The sequence below is a fragment of the Haematobacter genomosp. 1 genome, assembly GCF_002196855.1.
Classification (GTDB): domain Bacteria; phylum Pseudomonadota; class Alphaproteobacteria; order Rhodobacterales; family Rhodobacteraceae; genus Haematobacter.
The window spans coordinates 181,150-199,811 of record NZ_NIPW01000008.1; the positions used below are offsets into that span (position 1 = coordinate 181,150).

An 18,662-nucleotide genomic window follows, 5' to 3' on the forward strand; every position below is an offset into this window, starting at 1 on the left:
GTCACTTATCGAGGCCCTTACCCAACAGAAAAAGCAGCATGCACCGCCGGGATCCAGGGGGCTTACGGCCCGCGCGCGGACGCAGTAATGCTATCCATGCGCAGCCGTTTTCCGGCTTCGGCCGGCTCGCCCCTACCACCTCGACGGAAGACGAAGATGACCAAGTATTGCCTGACCGTTGCCTGTCCGACCCGCCGCGGCATCGTCGCTGCCATCGCCACCTATCTGTCGGACAATGGTTGCAACATCACCGACAGTTCGCAGTTCGATGACGCACAGACGGAGCGGTTCTTCATGCGGGTGAGCTTCACCTCGCAGGAGGGCGCGAGCCTTGCTGCGCTGGAGGAGGGGTTTGCGCACACCGCACAGGCCTTTGCCATGACCGCGAAGTTCCACGACGAGGCCGAGCGCATGAAGGTGGTGATCATGGTGTCGCGCTTCGGGCATTGCCTGAACGACCTGCTCTACCGATGGCGGATCGGGGCGCTGCCGATCGACATCGTGGCGGTGATCTCCAATCACATGGATTATCAGAAGGTGGTGGTGAACCACGATATCCCCTTCTACTGCATCAAGGTCACCAGGGAGAACAAGCCCGAGGCCGAGGCGCAGCAGATGCGTATCGTGCGTGAAACGGGGGCGGAACTGATCGTGCTGGCCCGCTACATGCAGGTGCTGTCGGACGAGATGTGCAAGGTGATGTCGGGGCGGATCATCAACATCCACCACTCGTTCCTGCCGTCGTTCAAAGGCGCGAACCCCTACAAGCAGGCCTATGAGCGCGGGGTGAAGCTGATCGGCGCCACCTCCCACTACGTCACCGCCGATCTCGACGAGGGTCCGATCATCGAGCAGGACACCATTCGCGTGACTCATGCGCAGTCGCCTGAGGATTATGTCAGTCTGGGCCGGGATGTGGAGGCGCAGGTGCTGGCCCGAGCGATCCACGCCCATATTCATCGCCGTGTTTTCCTGAGCGGAAACAAGACGGTGGTCTTCGCCGCATCCCCCGGAAGCTATGCTTCGGAGCGGATGGGCTGATCGGCAGCACGCAGATCCGAGGCTGACGATCCGCAGTGCTGCCGGCCACCCGGCTTCTCCGTATCTTGGCGCTTGGCAGGCTGTGAGGAAGGCTTTTAGCATTGGAGCGGAAATCGGTCGCCATGCGAGGAAACCGGGCCGAAAATCTACATTTCGGGGCTTTCGTCACCCGATTATCCGATTTCCAAGCAAGGGCACGATACCTCTGAACCTTTCAGCAGCCTGTTAGTAACGCGGCCGGATTTGCCTGCGCGCCCGTGTGCCTGCGCCCGTGTGCAAGAGAGCGAGCGGCGACCCGAAGGACGCAGGGGCCACTAGCACAACCCGGATGTTGGGCCACCGCGCCGAGGGGTGGGTGCAAACCTGCACCGCGACATCCGCCGCAACGCCCGAAATCTGTTCGCTGATTGGTTCGGGGTCGTCCCGGAGGGGTCGGCGCGGTGATGCCTCCGCTCGCCGCAGATGATCGGCGGTCCGGCGTTCGCGTCATCAGGCCCGGGCCCTGCATTTCAGGGGCGCGCGAGCCCGGACAGGAAAACCTCCAGAAGCAGTTGGGACCGGGCGGGATCGGCCCCTGGTCCGTAGGACAATCCGATGAGGACACGCATGAGGTCTTCGGGCGTCACATCCGGGCGCATGGTGTCCGCCGCCACGGCGCGGGCGTGCAGAGCGGCGAGCGCCGACCGCATACGCGCTGATTGGTCTGAATAGAAAGGGGCGGCAGGGTCGATTACCGGCGCCAACGCGGCGATCATCCCCTTCTTGGTCGCCATCATGTCGAGCGCGGCTGTCATCCAGCGGCCCAGCCCTTCATCCGCCCGCATCGTCTCTGCCAACCGCACAAGCTCTTCCACCTCCCGCTCATAGACCGCCTGATAGAGAGATTCACGTGTGGGGAAGTGGCGATAGAGCGTGCCTATACCCAATCCGGCCCTGCGGGCGACGGCTTCGAGGCTCGCACCTTCGGCGCGGAAGACCTCGCGCGCGGCGCTGAGCAGACGCTCACGGTTGCGTATCTGATCCGCGCGGGGTTTTCTTGCCTTCGGCTCACTCTCGCCCATCTGTTACCCGTTGCCTCTTGCCCATTGCAAAACGGAGGCACCCTCCGTATAAACAGATCATGGCATCGCGCCACCCCACTTCCCGACAGCTTACCGCCAGAGAGGGAAAGATGACACAGAGCCTTCATCTCACCATAAACGGAATGGCGCAGACTATCGCGCTCGACGATCCGCGCGTCACGCTGCTTGATCTCCTGCGGGAGCGGCTTGGTCTGACCGGCACCAAGAAGGGCTGCGATCGCGGCCAATGCGGGGCCTGCACGGTTCTCATTGACGGGCGACGGATGAACAGTTGCCTGAAACTCGCGCTGAGCTGCGAGGGCGCGGAAATCACCACGATAGAAGGGTTGGCCACCGCAGACGGGCTGCACCCGGTTCAGGCGGCCTTCATCGAGGCTGACGGGTTCCAATGCGGCTACTGCACCCCCGGCCAGATCATGTCCGCCGTCGCTCTCATCGCCGAAGCGGAGGCCGGGATGGATCCCGAGCGCGTGCGGGAAGGGATGAGCGGCAACATCTGTCGCTGCGCCGCCTATGCCGGGATCACCGAAGCGGTGCTGGACGCCACGCGGCAGCTTTCCGCGACCGCTGAAAGGAAATCCGCATGAGACCCTTCGACTATAGTCGCGCCGCGACGCTGGAGGAGGCGATGGCCGCGGGGCCCGGCGCCGCACTTCTCGCCGGGGGCACCAATCTTCTCGACCTGATGAAGCTCGACGTGGCGCGGCCTTCCGCGCTCATTGACATCGGTGGACTTCCTGGCCTGGACCGAGTGGAGGAGGCGGAGGGAGGCTTGCGGATCGGCGCGCTGGTGCCGAATGCCGATCTGGCCCGGAATGCCGCGGTGCTGGCGCGCTATCCCGCCGTGGCGGAGGCGGTTCTGTCGGGTGCGTCCGGCCAGCTCCGCAATGCCGCGACGACCGGCGGCAACGTGATGCAGGAGACGCGGTGCAGCTATTTTCAGGACGTGTTATCCCCCTGCAACCGGCGGGAGCCGGGGACGGGTTGCGGCGCCCTTGGTGGCGTGACGCGGAACCATGCCATTCTCGGCTGGACCGAGGGCTGTATCGCTACCCACCCCTCCGATCTCTGTGTGGCGCTTGCCGCCTATGATGCGGTGGTCGAGATCGCCGGACCGACAGGCAGGCGCGAGGTGCCGATGGAGACCTTTCACCCGCTCCCCGATGCGGAGGGGGCCGGCCCGCCACCACTGGCGCGGGGAGAGGTCATCACGCATATCCGTCTGCCTGACTCCGGCGCGCTAGCCCGTCACGCCCGGTATGTAAAACTCCGGGAGCGCACATCCTTTGCCTTCGCCATCGTATCGGCCGCTGCCGCTCTGGATGTGCGGGACGGCCGGATCATGGCAGCTCGGCTGGCGCTTGGCGGGGTTGCGGCCCGGCCATGGCGCTGCCGGGAGGCGGAGGAGGCGCTGAAAGGTGCTGCTCCGGGAGAAGATGCCTTTGCCGCCGCGGTTGCCCTTTCTTTGGCAAATGCAGCACCCTCGGGCGATAATGCGGCCAAGATCCCGCTGGCAGGGCGGATCGCAGTCCTCGCGCTCAACCGTGCCGCCCTGGGAACGCCCGACCGGCTTCCCGCCCTTCCGGCCTCCGTTTTTGAAGGAGATGTCTCATGACCGACGTGCTTCCCATGCAGGGCCATGTGCGGCTCGGTTCCAACGCGGGTCAGTCGATGACGCGCCGGGACGGTATGCTGAAAGTCACGGGCCGCGCGCCCTATGCCGCTGACCGGCAGCCCGAGGGGCTGCTTCACGCGGTGGTCGCCATTGCGGGTATTGCGCGGGGTCGCGTCACACGGCTGGATACCGAAGCGGCCGAAGCGCATCCGCGCGTGGTCAAGGTTTATACCCCCCGGAACCGTCCGCCGCTGGCCAAGGGCCCTGACGAGAAAATTCACGGTTTCGCCTGGCGTATGGAAGCCCTGCAGGACGACAGCGTGCGCTACGCCGGGCAGCCCATCGCGCTGGTGGTCGCAGAGACGCTCGAAGCCGCGATGGAAGGTGCGCGGCTTCTGAACCCCTCCTATGAAGCCCAGCCGCCCCGTATGGGTCTGGATGGCGGCGTTCCCTATACGCCGAAAACCGTCGGCATCGGCGGCGAGCCAAGCCGCGAAGCAGGCGATATGGAGGCCGAACGGGCGCAGGCGCCGCGGCGTTTCGAAACCACGGTGGAAACTCCGGCGCAGTATCACAACGCCATGGAACCGCATGCGATCACCGCCGAGTGGAAAGGCGACCGGTTGGAGATCGACACGCCGAACCAGGCGATCGGATTGGCAAAGATCAGCTTCGCGACCTATCTCGGGATCGATCCCGGCAATATCCTGATCCGCAGCCCGTTTCTGGGCGGCGGCTTCGGCTCCAAGGCGATCCTTTTCGGCGCGCAGCTTCTGACGGTTCTGGCGGCGAATGATCTGGATCGCCCGGTGAAGCTCGCGCTGCGCAGGGATCAGATGTATGGTCCCGTCGGGCACCGGCCTGCCACCCGGCAGACGGTGCGGCTCGATCTGGATGACGCAGGGGATATCCGGGCGCTGGAGCACCACACCGTTTCGGTTGGCTCGGCGTTTGACGACTTTCTGGAGAGCGCGTCCAACGCCTCTCACAGCGTCTATGCCACGCGGGCGCTGCGGACGACCCATGGTGGGGTTAGGGCGGATACCGGCACTCCGGGGCCGATGCGCGCGCCGGGGGAGGCCTCTGGTTCGGCAGCGCTGGAGGTGGCGGTGGATACGGCAGCGTTTGCGATGGGCATGGATCCGCTGGCCTTCCGCCTGAAGAATTATGCAGAGACAGACCCGGCTTCCGGCCTGCCTTTCTCCTCCAAGGCACTCCGGGAATGCTATGCCCGCGCGGCCGAGGCTTTCGGGTGGGAAGGGCGTCCCTTGCACCCCCGGCAGATGCGTGAGGGGCGGTTGCTGAAGGGCTGGGGCATGGGCACCGCGCAGTTTCCCTGTCCGATGTTTCAGGCCGCGGCGCACGCGACACTGCACGCCGACGGGAGCGCCGTCGTTGAGACCTCTGCCGCGGATATGGGGCAGGGCGCATGGACGGCTCTGGCGCAGATTGCCGCGGACGGGCTGGGAATAGATATCGCCCGGCTGGAGTTCCGCTCCGGTCAGTCCGATCTGCCGGATGCGGGCGTGGCCGGGGGATCGGGGCATACCGCGACGGCAGGCACCGCGCTGTTCAACGCCGGAGCCGATGTCGTGCGCCAGCTCGCCGATCTGGCCGTGCAGGATCCGGCATCGCCGCTCTTCGGTGCGAGCAATGCCGGGGTGACCGCGCGCGACGGGCGGCTGTGGCGGAACGACGATGATGGCCGCAGCGAGGCCTATGAGGACATCCTCGCCCGGGCGGGGCTGGATCTGCTGCGCGGCAGCGGATCGGGCAAGCGGGATGCCTCGGTCGGTGAGGCGCGTGCGATGTTTTCCCACGGCGGGGTATTCGCAGAGGTGCTGGTCGATCCCGATCTGGGGCAGGTGCGTGTCAGCCGGCTGATCGGAGCATTTGCGGCAGGCCGCATCATCAATCCGCGCCTCGCCCGCAGCCAGCTTCTGGGCGGCATGATCTGGGGTATCGGGTTTGCCTTGCAGGAGGAAGCGATCCACGATCCCCGCACGGGGCGGTTCACGAATGCCGACCTTGCCGGATATCATGTGCCGGTGAATGCCGATGCGCCGTTCGTGGAAGCGATGACCGTGCATGAGGACGACCCCTTCGTGAATGCACTCGGCATCAAGGGGGTGGGGGAAATCGGCGTGACAGGCACCGTGGGCGCAATTGCCAATGCGGTATGGCACGCGACCGGCGTTCGGCCTGCCAGCTTCCCGATCCACCCGGAGAGCCTGATCTGACGCGATCGTGAGCTTGCGTTATGAGTTATGCATCTGCAGCAAGTCAGGCTTGCTCAGGCGGTCACTTGCAATCCGCAAGCGGATCGACGAAATAAGTCCCACAGCGCTTCGGCGCTAAGGGTTTCCCAAGGCTCACTCCTCCTCCCCGAGCCTCGGAAAATGGCGGCGACCCCCTCCTCCTCCCTGGGGTCGCCGCTTCCCTCCCTCTCCCCGATACATCTTGTGCCAGAGCCGCGCCGTCCCACATCCGGCGTGTCAGCGGACATCCGGCACGCCGTCGGCCATCTGGCGCGTCAGCGAAGGTCTGCGCCGCGGCCCTGATCTGCGAGCCATTGGCCAAGCGAGGGCAGCCAGGCGCCGTCTCGTCCCACAAGCGGTTCGGCGGCGGTCAGCGCATTCAGCACAGCCTCCTCCGTCGCCTCGGCGGCAGCACGGAAGGCGAGATCGATCTGCTCCTCCGCCAGGACGCGGGGCGAGAAGAAGGCAGGGCCATCATGTGGCACGGGGTCCGCCGTGGTGAAGGCCAGCGCAATATCGCCGCTGCCATTGCCCCAGAAGCTGCCCAGCCGTGCGAGCCCCGCTCCCGCCCGGCGGGCGATCCGGGTGAGCTGACGGCTTTCCAGCGGCAGATCGGTTGCCAGCAGGATGATGACAGAGCCCCGCTCCGGCGTGGCAGGTATCATCCCCTCGGGCCGCGGGCGCCGCCCGTCCGGCAGGACAAGATCGCCGGCATTGCCGAAATTGGCCTGCACCAGCGCGCCCAGAGTGAAGCGCTCTCCCCCGACCTCCATCACGCGAGATGAAGTTCCTGTTCCGCCCTTGAAGCCGAAGGCGGTCATGCCGGTGCCGCAGCCGACGGATCCCTGTTCCACCGGCCCGCTCTGCGCGGCATCCAGAGCGGCCTCGGCATCCGCTTCCGTCACGGCCAGCGCCCGGATATCGGAAAGCACCCCGTCATTGCATTCGCACACCACCGCGTTGACGGTCGATGTCTCCCGCCCGATAGCAGGATCGGCGGCCAGCGCCCGCCGGATCAAAGCGGTTGTGCAGGCGCCCACGGCAAAGGTGTTCGTCAGCAGGACGGGGCTTTCCAAGGTGCCCAGCTCCTCCACCTGAACCAGCCCTGCCGACTTGCCGAAACCGTTGATGACCGCGACCCCCGCGCGAAGCTTCTGACGGAACATGTCACCAGGATGCGGAACGACCGCCGTCACACCCGTATTGATCTGCCCGTGGCGGATCGTCCTGTGTCCGACCATGACCCCCGACACATCGGTGATGGCGTTGAGCGGGCCGGGGGGAAGAATACCGGGGACGATCCCGAAATCACGGATGAGCATCGGAGCCTCTCAGAGACGACCCGCCTCGATCAACCGCTTCAGGAAGGCCTGTGTCCTCTCCCCCTGCGGCGCGCCGAAGATCTGATCTGGCGGACCCTGTTCATAGACCTTGCCGTTCTGGAGGAAGCAGATGCGGTCCGCAACCTCCCGCGCGAAGCCCATCTCATGTGTAGCGAGCACCATGGTCATCCCCCGCTCCGCCAGATCGCGCACGATGTCCAGCACCTCCGCCACCAGCTCCGGGTCGAGCGCCGAAGTGATCTCGTCCAGCAGCAGCAGCATGGGATCCATCATCAGCGCGCGCACGATCGCGACCCGCTGCTGTTGGCCGCCGGAAAGCCGGTCGGGATAATCCTTCGCCTTGTGAGCAAGCCCGATCCGGTCCAGCAGCATCATCGCCTTTTCCTCCGCCACGCTGCGGGAGAGGCCCAGCACCTTGACCGGAGCAAGGGTGGCGTTTTGCAGGACCGTCATGTGCGGAAACAGGTTGTAGCCCTGAAAGACGATGCCGATCTCGCGCCGGAGCGCATCCAGATCGACGCCCGGCCCGGTGATCCGCTCGCCATGAATGCGGATCTCGCCTTCGTTGATCTCCTCCAGCCTGTTGATGCAACGGAGGAGGGTTGATTTCCCACAGCCGGATGGCCCGATCAGGCAGACGACCTCGTGCTCGCCCACGTCGAGCGTCATGCCGGAGAGGACCTCCATCTGGCCGTAGCGTTTCACTGCATGGTCGATTTCGACAAGTGCCATGGATCAGCCCCCCGAACGGATACGTCGCCGGTCGCGCTCCGTCAGCTTGTCGACGAGCCGGGCCTGCGGAATGGTGATGAGGATGAAAAGGATCGCCACTGTCGTCACGGCGGAGAGGTTGAAGTTGTTCGCGGCTATGATCTTGGACTGGTTGAAGGCGTCGATCGTGCCGATGATTGCGACGAGCGCGGTGTCCTTCTGCAGGCTGATGCAGTTGTTCATCAGCGGTGGCACGATGCCCCGCAGCGCCTGCGGGATCACCACATAGCGCATGGTGCGCGCATGGGAGAGCCCGAGCGAGCGGGCGGCTGCGATCTGGCTTTGGTGCACGCTCTCGATGCCCGCCCGGTAAACCTCCGAGGTATAGGCCCCGTAGGTCAGCGTCAGCGCGATGATCGCGTAGGAGGTGGAGGACAGGTTGGAAAGAACAGGCAGGTTGGTCAGCGGCAGGCCGAAGCCGATCAGATAGATGGTGATGATCGCGGGCAGCCCGCGAAACAGATCGCCATAGATGATGGCGAGCGTACGGATGGGCTTTCCCGCCTCTCCCGGCAGCGTTCTGGCGATGGCGACCGCAAGCGACCAGATCAGGATCAGCACCCAGGAGACGGAGAAGATGACGATATTCGTCCAGAAGGCGGCGAGGATCTTGCCGGCCGAGGCAGCGATAAGCGACAGGTCGAAGAACGTCCGGCTGACAGCCGCATCGTTGACCGTAAGAAACCATGCCCCGGCGGTCAGGATCAGGAGCGCGCCCGCATAGGACATGGCCCGGAACCCGAGATCGGAGGCCAGCGCCCCGAAGGCCCGTGCAGTCGTGGGTTCCGCCGCCCGGCCCGCAGCGCGTGCCGTCGCGACCGCCCGGCCGCCGATCCAGACCACATAGGCCGCGAGTGCCAGGCACAGCGCCCCGACCAGCGTCACCGGGAGCGTTTTCCACCCCTGGGAGACGAGGTATCCGCCGATGTGCTGCACCGAAATCGCCACGATCGCGAAGGTGAGCATTCCGACGGCAAGCCCGGTGGCGGCGCGGCCCATATGGGTGCGGATGCGGTTCCGGGCGCGCCATTCGGCGGCGCGCCCCTCGTTGCCGTGTTCCTCGACCACGGTCATCGGCTCAGTATTTCCAGACGGGAATGTCAGCCGGGGATACGCCGCCCCACGACGGTTTGAGGTAAAGGTCGGAAAGCTTGTCGAGCGACCCATCGGACTTGAGATCGGCGATGATCTGGTCGATGACCGGCTTGGCTTTCGAGCCCTTGGGATAGATGCCAGCCGTCTGACCGCCGGTTTCGTACTGCCCGACGGTCTCCAGCTTGCCGTTCGACGCGGCGACCTGACCCATCACGATGGACAGTTCCGTCATCACCGCGTTGACGTTGCCAGCCGCTGCGGCGGTGAACATGGCGCCCGTATCGTCGAACACGCTGAGGTTCTTCACCCCGAGCTTGTCCTGAGCGAACGGGACCATCGTCGTACCCGCCTGAGTCCCGAGCTTCACGTCCCGGATATTCGCCTCCGTCACATCGGCACCCTTCTTCGCGGCGATACCATAGGCGGGGAAGGCATAGGGCGTGGAGAAATCGACAACCTTCTTGCGCGGCTCGGTGACGGAGATCAGCGCGAGCGCGATGTCGTAATCGCGGTTCTGCCCCGCCACGATCGATTCAAAGGAGGCGTTCTCCAGCTTCACCTTCTCCAGACCCAGCCGATGCGCGATGTTCACGGCCATACAGAACTCGAACCCGTCCTTGATCGTCTCGGGCGTGTCGCCGTTGAACTGACCAACCGCGGGGAGGTTGATGATGACGGTGAACTGCCCCGGCACAGCCGGTTCGATGCTGGCCGCCCCCTTTTCACCATAGAGCGGGCAGTCCCCATAGCCCTCGGACGCATGAACGGCGGGGGCGAGGGTGAGGGCCAGCGCCGCCGTGGCGGCCTTGAGCAGGGTTTTCGTCTTCATTTCCGTGTCTCTCCTGTTGGTTTTTGTATCAGTTTGTTGGGGCGGGCTGAGCAGAGACCTCTGCAAGGTAAAGGGTCTGCAACCGTCGGGTCAGCGGGCCGGGGCGCCCGTCGCCGATGCGGCTCTGCCCGATGCGGACGACCGGCGTGACGAGGCTGGTGGCGCTGGTCTGGAAGGCTTCCGTGGCGGCCTCCGCTTCGGCGGTCGTGAATCCGCGCTCTTCCAGCACCAGACCGGCTTCCGCAATGAGCTTCAGGACGGCAGCACGGGTGCAGCCGGGCAGGATCGCCCGCGAATTGCCGCGTGTGACCAGCGTGTGGCCGCGGATGATGAAGGCGGAGGCGGAAGCCCCTTCGGTGATGACACCGTCCTCATGCAGCCATACATCGGTATAGCCCGCCCGCTGCGCCGCCTGCTTGGCCAGCACCTGCCCGAGCAGCATCGTCGTCTTGATGTCCCGGCGCATCCAGCGAAGATCGGGTTGCAGATCGACGGCGATCCCCTCCCGCTGCGCTGCGGTATCGAGAAGCTGCTTTTGCTGGGTGAAGGCGACGAAGGTTGGCGACAGCCCCGCGGCGGGCAGGAAATCCCGCTCCTGCACCCCGCGCGACACCTGCATATAGACCGTACCCTCCTCGAGACCGTTCGCGTCGACAAGATGGCGCTGTATCCGCTCGATCTCCGGCAGCGGCCTCGGCAGCGGAATTCCTATCTCAGCAAGGGAACGCTCCAGCCGCGCCAGATGTCGGTCATTGTCGATCAGCCGGCCGCCGATCACCGCCGTCACCTCGTAGATCGCATCCCCGAACAGGAACCCCCGATCCATGAAGGGCAGCGTCGCCGCCTGCAGGGGCAGGAATTCCCCATTGATATGGACGATGCGGGGCATGGCTGGCGTCTCCGGTTCTGTGCTGCAACGTTAAGCCGGGGGCGCGCTCCAAAACCAATGCTCAATTTTTCCGACACCAGTCCGTTTTTGCATAACCCCTCTTGTCAGGCGCAATGGCTCGCGTAGGAAGGGTCGGAGAGGGTCGCGACATGGAACTGAAGTGGCTTGAGGACTTTGAAATGCTGGCGAATACGCTCAGCTTTTCACGCGCGGCGGAGGCGCGTCACGTTACCCAGTCCGCTTTCAGCCGCCGTATCCGGCAGCTTGAAACCTGGCTGGGTGCGCCGCTCATCAATCGGGCGACGGTGCCGGCCGAGTTGACCCGCGAGGGGCGCGCGTTCCTGCCCGTGGCGCAGGAGGCGATCCGCGCCTTTTATGCGGCGCGGGATGCGTTGCGACCGCAGATTGCCGACCATGCGCAGGTGACATTTGCGGCTCTTCATACGCTCACCGTCACGTTCTTTCCGGGCTGGCTGGACCGGCTCACCGCCTCCGTACCCGACCTCAGAAGCGCCATCATCCCGGATCGCGGGGGGATCGAGGCCAACCTTGGCGCATTGACCGAAGGGGAGGCGGACCTCTTTCTGACCTATGCCCACCCGACAGTGCCGTTCATCCTCGATCCGCAGCGGTTCGACCATCTGGTGCTCGGGACGGAGCGGGTGCTGCCGGTCGCCGGTGTGGAGGTGCGGACATCCTCCGGGGCGAGCCTGCCCGGTGAGGCGCTGCTTGACCGTACGATCGCCGCAGGGGAGCGGATGCCCTATCTCTGCTATGGGGAATCGTCGTTCTTCGGCGTGGCGCTGGGGCGCCTGTTCGGCAAAAGGCCGGATCTGCTGCGTGATACCGTGCATCAGAACACGATCTGCACAGGGTTGAGGACGCTTGCGCTGGCCGGGCGCGGGGTCTGCTGGCTGCCGGAAACGTTGGTCACCGATGATCTGTCGGCGGGACGCCTGCGCCTTGCCAGCACCGACCCTGCGTGGACGATGGAGGTTCAGATACGCCTTTACCGCCCCGCCACTCTCCGCCGCCCGATTGTAGAGCGTATCTGGCGGACGGTGGCGGGAGGCTTGGATCAGTCTTTGCCCTGAAGGCCGCGCAGTTCCGCAACCGTGCGCCGGAGGATCTCGCCCGCGCGCTCCTGTACCTCGGGCGGAGCCTCGCGCAGATCGAACAGCGCGGCCCGGAGCGCCATGCGCATTTCGGAAAACGGCTGCTTGTGCCGGCCATCATCTCCTTCGCTCCGGCGCATTTCATCAAAGCGATCACCCGCACGACCTATCGCACTTCGCAACGCTTCGACGGCTTCCTGCGCATCGGCAAGATGCGCGCGACCGGCCTCCGTGGGGCTGTAGGACCGCCGGTTGCCATCAGTTTGCGCTTCGGCGAGGCCGGCATCCTCCAGATAGGAGAGTGCGGGATAGATCACCCCCGGGCTTGGCACATACAGGCCCTGGGACAGTTCCTCGACCGCGCGGATGATCTCATAGCCGTGGCGCGGCTGCTCCGCGATCAGGGAGAGGATCAGCAGTTGCATCCCCTCTGCGGAAAGCTTGCGCCCGCGCATGAACCGCCGCTCCGAAAAGCGGGGCTCGCCGTCCCTGCGAAAGGGGGAGCCACCGCCGCGCCGCCCCTCGGGGCCCGGATGAAAGCGATGGTGATGGTGGTGATGATGAAAGATATGTCTCATGTTTTCTCCTTAAGATATATCGTAAGATATGTCTGAATATCTCACGCACAAGACCCTTACGCTGAAAACTGGTGGAGCCGGATTTCGTCTGTCACCAAACTCCGAAGACGACGCGCAGCGGGAGAAAGCGCGCGCCCTCGTATCGTCAGCACATCATAGGGCGGCACGATGACGGGCATTGCCAACTTCAACGTCGTCAGCCCGGAAGCGCGGCCCCCATGGGTCAGGAGAGCCGCGACTTCCGACGCCATCGGCCCGATCGCGTCGGAGTCCCGCAACAGAGCGATCATGAGCACCAGCGAGGATGTCGCGATGACATCCGCTGGAACGGTTGCATTGTTCCGCAGGAGCGCGCGCTCCACCGCCAGACGGATCGGCGTGCCCCGCTCCTGAATGATCCAGGGATGGTCAGACAGGGCCGTCACAGGGACGTCGGCCGCGCCGCCAAGCGGATGGCCGTCTCGCACTACGAAGTGGACCATCTCCACCTGGCCTGCGGTGATCTCGAACGCCGCCGCATCCGCATCACCGGGAAGCCGCGCCACGACAAAATCGTACTCCCCTGCCTCCAGCCCCCGCACGAGCTGCGGTGAAGGGCCGACATCCAGCCGAAGTTCAACGTCGGGAGCCAGCGCCTTCAGCTTTCGGACAGCAGGCACAACATAGCCAACCGCGGGCCCTGTCACGGCCCCGGCCCGGACAAGGCCGCCGCGTCCCTCCGTCATCTCCTGTACCTCTCGGGACAGGTCGGTCATCGCAGTCATCATTCCCTGCGCGCGACGAATGAGAATGCGCCCAAGCAGGGTGGGCGCCATGCCACGCGGATGACGCTCGAAAAGCGGCGCGCCGACGATCCGTTCGATTTCCGAAAGCATGCGCGATGCAGCAGGTTGCGTGAGCGCCAGAGCCTCCGCCGCAGACTGAAGGCGCCCATGTTCCGCAATCGCGGCGATCAGGCGGAACTGCGACAGTTTAAGGGCCAGAAGCGCCGACATAGATATACCATAATTGATATGTCAAACAGCCATAAACTCATTTGTATGATATGTCGAAGCCTTCTACCCTTGCGACATCCGTGGGAGCGGAGACCGGTCATCGCATCGGTCACAGGGAGGGGAAAAGCATGAAGATCAGGGCATTCGCGGCGGCGGTCGCGATGATGGCGTCGTTTGCGGCAGTTCAGGCCGATGCGCAGTCCAAGGGACTTGTCGGCATAGCCATGCCGACCAAATCCTCGGCGCGCTGGATCGATGACGGCAACAATATGGTCAAACAGCTGCAGGCTGCGGGCTACGACACCGATCTGCAATATGCCGAGGATGATATCCCGAACCAGCTTGCCCAGATCGAAAACATGATCACCAAGGGCGTGAAGGTTCTGGTGATCGCCTCCATCGACGGCACGACGCTGACCAACGCGCTGGAGAATGCAGCCGCCTCGGACATCAAGGTCATTGCCTATGACCGGCTGATCCGCGAGAGCGACGCGGTGAGCTACTACGCCACCTTCGACAACTTCAAGGTGGGCGTGCAACAGGCCACGAGCCTGGTGAGCGGGCTGAAGGAGCGCTTCCCGGACGTGAAACCGTGGAACGTGGAGCTGTTCGGCGGTAGCCCTGACGACAACAATGCCTTCTTCTTCTACAACGGCGCGATGTCGGTTCTTCAACCGATGATAGACAGCGGTGAGGTGGCGATCCCGTCCGGCCAGATGGGCATGGACAAGGTGGGCACGCTGCGCTGGGATCCGGCGACGGCGCAGTCGCGGATGGACAACCTTCTGTCGGCACAATACGGCAACCGGACGCTGCACGGCGTGCTGTCGCCCTATGACGGCCTGTCCATCGGCATCCTGTCGTCGCTGAAGGGTGTGGGCTACGGCTCCGGTGGCATGAAGATGCCGATCGTCACGGGGCAGGACGCGGAGGTGCCTTCCGTCAAGTCCATCAAGGCGGGTGAGCAGTATTCCACCATCTTCAAGGACACGCGCGCGCTTGCAGCAGTGACGGTGAAGATGGTCAACGCCGTTCTGGAAGGTTCTGAGCCCGAGATCAACGACACGACCACCTATGACAACGGTGTCAAGGTCGTGCCCTCCTACCTGCTGGAACCGGTGCCGGTGGACAAATCGAACTATGAGCAGGTTCTTGTCGGTTCCGGCTACTACTCCGACGCGCAACTGAACTGACAGCCCCATGCCCGTCGCAGGAGCGGCGGGCTTTTTGCAGGCGGGAGGGGCCATGGCGACACTTCTGGAAATGCGCGGGATCGGCAAGAGCTTTCCCGGTGTCCGCGCGCTCGACCGGGTGGACCTGAGCGTTGAGACGGGAGAGATCCACGCCATCTGCGGAGAGAACGGCGCCGGAAAATCGACGCTGATGAAGGTGCTGTCCGGGGTCTATCCGTATGGCAGCTACGAAGGCGACATCGTTTACGACGGCAAGCCCGTCGCCTTTGCCGGGATACGCGACAGCGAGGCGCAAGGCATCATCATCATCCATCAGGAGCTGGCGCTTGTCCCGCTGCTCTCCATTGCGGAGAACCTTTTTCTCGGCAACGAAGTAGCCGCGCGAGGGGTCATCAACTGGCCGCTCGCCTTCCGCCGCACGAGCGAGCTTCTGGCCAAGGTAGGTCTGTCGGAAGCGCCGACCACGCGGGTGGAAAAGCTCGGGGTCGGCAAGCAGCAGCTCATAGAGATCGCCAAGGCGCTGGCCAAGGACGTCCGGCTCCTGATCCTCGACGAGCCGACTGCGGCCCTGCAGGAGAATGACAGCCAGAAACTTCTGTCCCTGCTGCTGGAACTGAAGAACCAGGGCGTCACCTCCATCCTCATCAGCCACAAGCTGAACGAGATCGGGCGGGTCGCGGACAGGGTGACGGTGATCCGCGACGGCTCCACCGTAGCCACGCTGAACCGCGCCGAAGTGACCGAGGACCGGATCATCCGCGACATGGTGGGCCGCGACCTCGCCAACCGCTACCCCGACAGGGAGCCGCAGGTCGGCGAGGTGCTGATGGAGGTGCGGAACTGGAACGTCTGGCACCCCGACCTGCCCCGGCAGGTGATCCGCGACGCGGGCTTCACCGTGCGGCGGGGAGAGATCGTGGGCATCGCCGGGCTGATGGGATCGGGGCGGACCGAGCTTGCCATGAGCCTTTTCGGCCGGAGCTACGGGCGCAACATTTCGGGTGACGTGGCGATCCGCGGAACCCCTGCCGATCTGACGACCGTCAACCGGGCGATCGACGCGGGGCTTGCCTATGTGACGGAGGACCGCAAGGGTCTGGGCCTCATTCTGGAGGAGCCGATCCTGCGCAACATCTCCCTCGCCAACCTGCGGGGCGTGTCGCAGAAGGGCGTCCTGTCGCGCGGGCGGGAGCAGCTCGTCGCCGAGGGCTATCGCAAGGATATGCGCATCCGTACGCCCGGGGTCTTTCAGCGTGTCGTGAACCTTTCGGGCGGAAACCAGCAGAAGGTGGTACTGTCGAAATGGCTGTTCACCGAACCGCAGGTGCTCATCCTCGACGAGCCGACGCGGGGCATCGACGTAGGGGCGAAATTCGAGATCTACGGCATCATGAACAGGCTGGTTGCCGAAGGGAGGGGGATCGTCATGATCTCGTCCGAGATGCCGGAACTCCTGGGCATGTGCGACCGGATTTACGTAATGAACGAGGGGCGGATTCTGGGTGAGCTGTCGCGGCAGGACGCCAGCCAGGAACGCATCATGGCCCTTATAATGCGGGATGCGGCACGGGCGCGGCCGGAAACCGGTCCCGCTGGTCCGCCGCCGGGAAGACCTGAGGATCACGCGCCTCCTTCCCCCCCGAGGGAGGCCACGCTGTGAGCAGCCTCGATACCGACAAGACCGCCACACGACCAAAGGGCATCGGCGCGCATCTGGGCGGCCATTTGCGCGAAAACGGAATGATGCTGGCGCTGGTCGCCATCGTGATCTTCTTTCAGATCATGGTGGGCATGCAGGGCGTGGATTTCCTGTCCGCCCAGAACATTACCAACCTGTTCCTGCAGAACAGCTACGTCATCATCATGGCGCTCGGCATGCTGCTCGTCATCGTGGCAGGGCATATCGACTTGTCGGTAGGGTCGGTCGCGGCGTTTACCGGCGCGGTATCGGCGGTTCTCACCGTGCAGCTTGGCTGGCCGGTGTGGGCGGTGATCCCGACGGTTCTGCTCGTCGGTGCGCTGATCGGGGCGGCGCAGGGGTACTGGGTTGCGTTCTGGCACATTCCCTCCTTCATCGTGACGCTGGCGGGGATGTTGGTGTTCCGGGGCCTGACGTTGTGGTTGCTGGCCGGGCAGAATATCGGACCATTCCCTCGCGCGTTTCAGGGGCTTTCCACCGGGTTCATTCCCGACCTGTTCGGCGTGGGGCGGCCCAACGTCACCACGCTGGCCCTTGCCGGGATCGCGGCTGTCGCCATCGTCTGGACGGGCCTCAGGGCGCGCCGGCATGACGAGGCATTCGGGATAGAGCCGGAGCCGATCGCTTTCTTCTGGCTGCGCAACATCGCCGTCGTGGCGGCGCTGATGTTCGTGGCGTGGAAGCTGGCCTCCTTCCGGGGCCTGCCGAACGTGGTGCTCATCATGTCGGTGCTGATCGTCCTCTACGCCTTCTTTACCGAACAGACGACAACGGGGCGACGCATCTACGCTCTCGGCGGCAATGAAAAGGCGGCGCGGCTGTCGGGTATCCGCACCGACAGGCTGGTGTTCCTGACCTTCGTCAACATGGGGGTTCTGGCGGCTCTGGCGGGAATGATCGTCACCGCGCGGCTGAATTCCGCAACCCCGAAGGCGGGGGTTGGGTTCGAACTGGACGTGATCGCGGCAGTGTTCATCGGCGGCGCTTCCATGTCCGGGGGGGTAGGGCGGATCATCGGCGTCGTGATCGGCGCTCTCATCATGGGCGTCATGAACAACGGCATGTCGATCATGGGGATCGGCATTGACTATCAGCAGGTCATCAAGGGGCTCGTTCTGCTCGCGGCAGTGATCTTTGACGTTTACAACAAACGGAAGCAGGGCTGATCCATGCTCTTGTCACAACTGAAGGCGGGCGGCGTTGCCGTCCGTCCCCGTGCTGGTGCGCAGGCCCGGCTGATAGCGGATGCCACCATCCTCGCGCTGGCGGAGGAGGCGATCAGGCGACGTGCTCCGCTGAGCGCGGTGCTGCCCGAGGGGGGAGAGGCGGTCGATCTGCGCCGTCTGGCCGCCGAGGGGGCGCTGGACGTTCCGCTTCGCCATCCGGAACCCGCGCGCATGTTTCTCACAGGGACGGGGCTGACCCACACCGGGTCGGCCGCCGCCCGGGATGCGATGCACGCTTCCGCAGAAGGCCTTTCTGACAGCATGAAGATGTTCCGTATGGGTATGGAGGGGGGCCGTCCTGCCGCAGGCACCATCGGGGTACAACCGGAGTGGTTCTACAAGGGCACGGGCCTCAATGCGGTGGCCACCGGCGACCCGCTTTTCAGCCCCGGTTTTGCGCTGGACGCGGGAGAGGAGCCGGAAATTGCCGCCTTCTATCTGATCGGCCCGGATGGCACTCCTTTCCGGGTGGGGTTCAGTCTGGCAAACGAATTTTCGGACCATGTGACGGAGCGCATCAACTATCTGTTTCTCGCCCATTCCAAGCTGCGCCCGGCCGCTTTCGGGCCTGAACTACTGGTGGGGCCGCTTCCCGACGATATCCGCGGCACGAGCCGCATCCTCCGGGATGGCCAGGTGATCTGGGAGAAACCCTTTCTTTCGGGAGAGGCGAACATGAGCCACACGCTGGCCAATCTGGAGCACCACCACTTCAAATACGACCTGTTCCGGCAACCGGGTGACCTGCATGTTCATATGTTCGGGACGGCGACCCTGTCCTTTGCCGATGGCGTGAAGGCGGAGCCGGATGACGTGTTCGAGCTATCCGCTCCCGCCTTCGGACTACCACTTTCCAACCCTCTGAAAGTGACGGATGCGGAGTGTCGCCCCGTCGCTGTCACCCCGCTCTGATGAAGCTGTCTACCGCGATCC

Annotated in this window: 17 protein-coding genes; 9 read left to right on the plus strand and 8 right to left on the minus strand. The window is 64.5% G+C overall.

Annotation, left to right across the window (positions count from 1 at the left end; translation table 11 throughout):
• Positions 1-156 precede the first annotated feature (156 nt).
• Entirely contained in the window at positions 157-1,041 is an 885-nt protein-coding gene (purU, locus tag CDV49_RS06155; protein ID WP_088214685.1) for a formyltetrahydrofolate deformylase, read from the plus strand.
• Between the two features lie 509 nt (positions 1,042-1,550).
• On the opposite strand, the gene CDV49_RS06160 is transcribed toward purU, so the two are convergent.
• A complete protein-coding gene (locus CDV49_RS06160; RefSeq protein WP_088214686.1) occupies positions 1,551-2,102 on the minus strand; it encodes a TetR/AcrR family transcriptional regulator in 552 nt (183 codons plus the stop codon).
• Between the two features lie 110 nt (positions 2,103-2,212).
• Here CDV49_RS06160 and CDV49_RS06165 point away from each other — a divergent pair, with 110 nt between their 5' ends.
• The 3 genes from CDV49_RS06165 to CDV49_RS06175 are packed head-to-tail and all read left to right on the plus strand — an operon-like array spanning position 2,213 to position 5,978.
• Complete coding sequence (locus tag CDV49_RS06165) at positions 2,213-2,710, plus strand: (2Fe-2S)-binding protein (RefSeq protein ID WP_088214687.1); 498 nt, start codon at positions 2,213-2,215, stop codon at positions 2,708-2,710.
• Positions 2,707-3,738, plus strand: coding sequence for an FAD binding domain-containing protein (locus tag CDV49_RS06170; protein ID WP_088214688.1), 1,032 nt, complete (start codon positions 2,707-2,709; stop codon positions 3,736-3,738). The genes CDV49_RS06165 and CDV49_RS06170 overlap by 4 nt, the downstream gene beginning before the upstream one ends.
• The gene (locus tag CDV49_RS06175) at positions 3,735-5,978 is read left to right on the plus strand and encodes a xanthine dehydrogenase family protein molybdopterin-binding subunit (protein ID WP_088214689.1); all 2,244 of its coding nucleotides are present in this window, start codon (positions 3,735-3,737) and stop codon (positions 5,976-5,978) included. Before CDV49_RS06170 ends, CDV49_RS06175 begins: the two co-directional genes overlap by 4 nt.
• 293 nt (positions 5,979-6,271) lie before the next feature.
• On the opposite strand, the gene CDV49_RS06180 is transcribed toward CDV49_RS06175, so the two are convergent.
• The 5 genes from CDV49_RS06180 to CDV49_RS06200 are packed head-to-tail and all read right to left on the minus strand — an operon-like array spanning position 6,272 to position 10,923.
• Positions 6,272-7,318 (minus strand): DmpA family aminopeptidase, encoded by a 1,047-nt coding sequence (locus CDV49_RS06180; RefSeq protein ID WP_088214690.1) that lies wholly within the window; start codon positions 7,316-7,318, stop codon positions 6,272-6,274.
• Positions 7,319-7,327: 9 nt separating this feature from the next.
• Positions 7,328-8,071 (minus strand): amino acid ABC transporter ATP-binding protein, encoded by a 744-nt coding sequence (locus CDV49_RS06185; protein WP_088214691.1) that lies wholly within the window; start codon positions 8,069-8,071, stop codon positions 7,328-7,330.
• A 3-nt stretch (positions 8,072-8,074) separates the two neighbouring features.
• Positions 8,075-9,184, minus strand: coding sequence for an amino acid ABC transporter permease (locus tag CDV49_RS06190; protein ID WP_218821908.1), 1,110 nt, complete (start codon positions 9,182-9,184; stop codon positions 8,075-8,077).
• 4 nt (positions 9,185-9,188) lie between these two features.
• Positions 9,189-10,034 carry an ABC transporter substrate-binding protein gene (locus tag CDV49_RS06195; RefSeq protein WP_088214692.1) on the minus strand — a complete coding sequence of 282 codons (846 nt, stop codon included), beginning with the start codon at positions 10,032-10,034 and terminating at the stop codon, positions 9,189-9,191.
• A gap of 28 nt (positions 10,035-10,062) precedes the next feature.
• Positions 10,063-10,923: a D-amino-acid transaminase gene (locus CDV49_RS06200; protein WP_088214693.1), complete on the minus strand. Its 861-nt coding sequence runs from the start codon at positions 10,921-10,923 to the stop codon at positions 10,063-10,065.
• Positions 10,924-11,072: 149 nt separating this feature from the next.
• Here CDV49_RS06200 and CDV49_RS06205 point away from each other — a divergent pair, with 149 nt between their 5' ends.
• Positions 11,073-12,017, plus strand: a complete 945-nt coding sequence (locus tag CDV49_RS06205) for a LysR family transcriptional regulator (RefSeq protein WP_088214694.1) — start codon at positions 11,073-11,075, stop codon at positions 12,015-12,017.
• On the opposite strand, the gene CDV49_RS06210 is transcribed toward CDV49_RS06205, so the two are convergent.
• Positions 12,002-12,616 carry a PadR family transcriptional regulator gene (locus CDV49_RS06210; protein ID WP_088214695.1) on the minus strand — a complete coding sequence of 205 codons (615 nt, stop codon included), beginning with the start codon at positions 12,614-12,616 and terminating at the stop codon, positions 12,002-12,004. The genes CDV49_RS06205 and CDV49_RS06210 overlap by 16 nt on opposite strands.
• 56 nt (positions 12,617-12,672) lie before the next feature.
• Positions 12,673-13,611: a LysR family transcriptional regulator gene (locus tag CDV49_RS06215; RefSeq protein ID WP_088214696.1), complete on the minus strand. Its 939-nt coding sequence runs from the start codon at positions 13,609-13,611 to the stop codon at positions 12,673-12,675.
• 128 nt (positions 13,612-13,739) lie between these two features.
• Between CDV49_RS06215 and chvE the strand changes: the two genes are divergently transcribed.
• Genes chvE through araD1 form a run of 4 tightly spaced genes read left to right on the plus strand, consistent with a single transcriptional unit; the run spans position 13,740 to position 18,641 of the window.
• Positions 13,740-14,804 carry a multiple monosaccharide ABC transporter substrate-binding protein gene (gene chvE / locus CDV49_RS06220; RefSeq protein ID WP_088214697.1) on the plus strand — a complete coding sequence of 355 codons (1,065 nt, stop codon included), beginning with the start codon at positions 13,740-13,742 and terminating at the stop codon, positions 14,802-14,804.
• 52 nt (positions 14,805-14,856) lie between these two features.
• Complete coding sequence (mmsA, locus tag CDV49_RS06225; RefSeq protein WP_088214698.1) at positions 14,857-16,464, plus strand: multiple monosaccharide ABC transporter ATP-binding protein; 1,608 nt, start codon at positions 14,857-14,859, stop codon at positions 16,462-16,464.
• On the plus strand, positions 16,461-17,669 hold the full coding sequence (gene mmsB, locus CDV49_RS06230) for a multiple monosaccharide ABC transporter permease (RefSeq protein WP_256947262.1): 1,209 nt from the start codon (positions 16,461-16,463) through the stop codon (positions 17,667-17,669). Before mmsA ends, mmsB begins: the two co-directional genes overlap by 4 nt.
• A 3-nt stretch (positions 17,670-17,672) precedes the next feature.
• Positions 17,673-18,641 carry an AraD1 family protein gene (gene araD1, locus CDV49_RS06235; RefSeq protein WP_088214699.1) on the plus strand — a complete coding sequence of 323 codons (969 nt, stop codon included), beginning with the start codon at positions 17,673-17,675 and terminating at the stop codon, positions 18,639-18,641.
• Positions 18,642-18,662 lie beyond the last annotated feature (21 nt).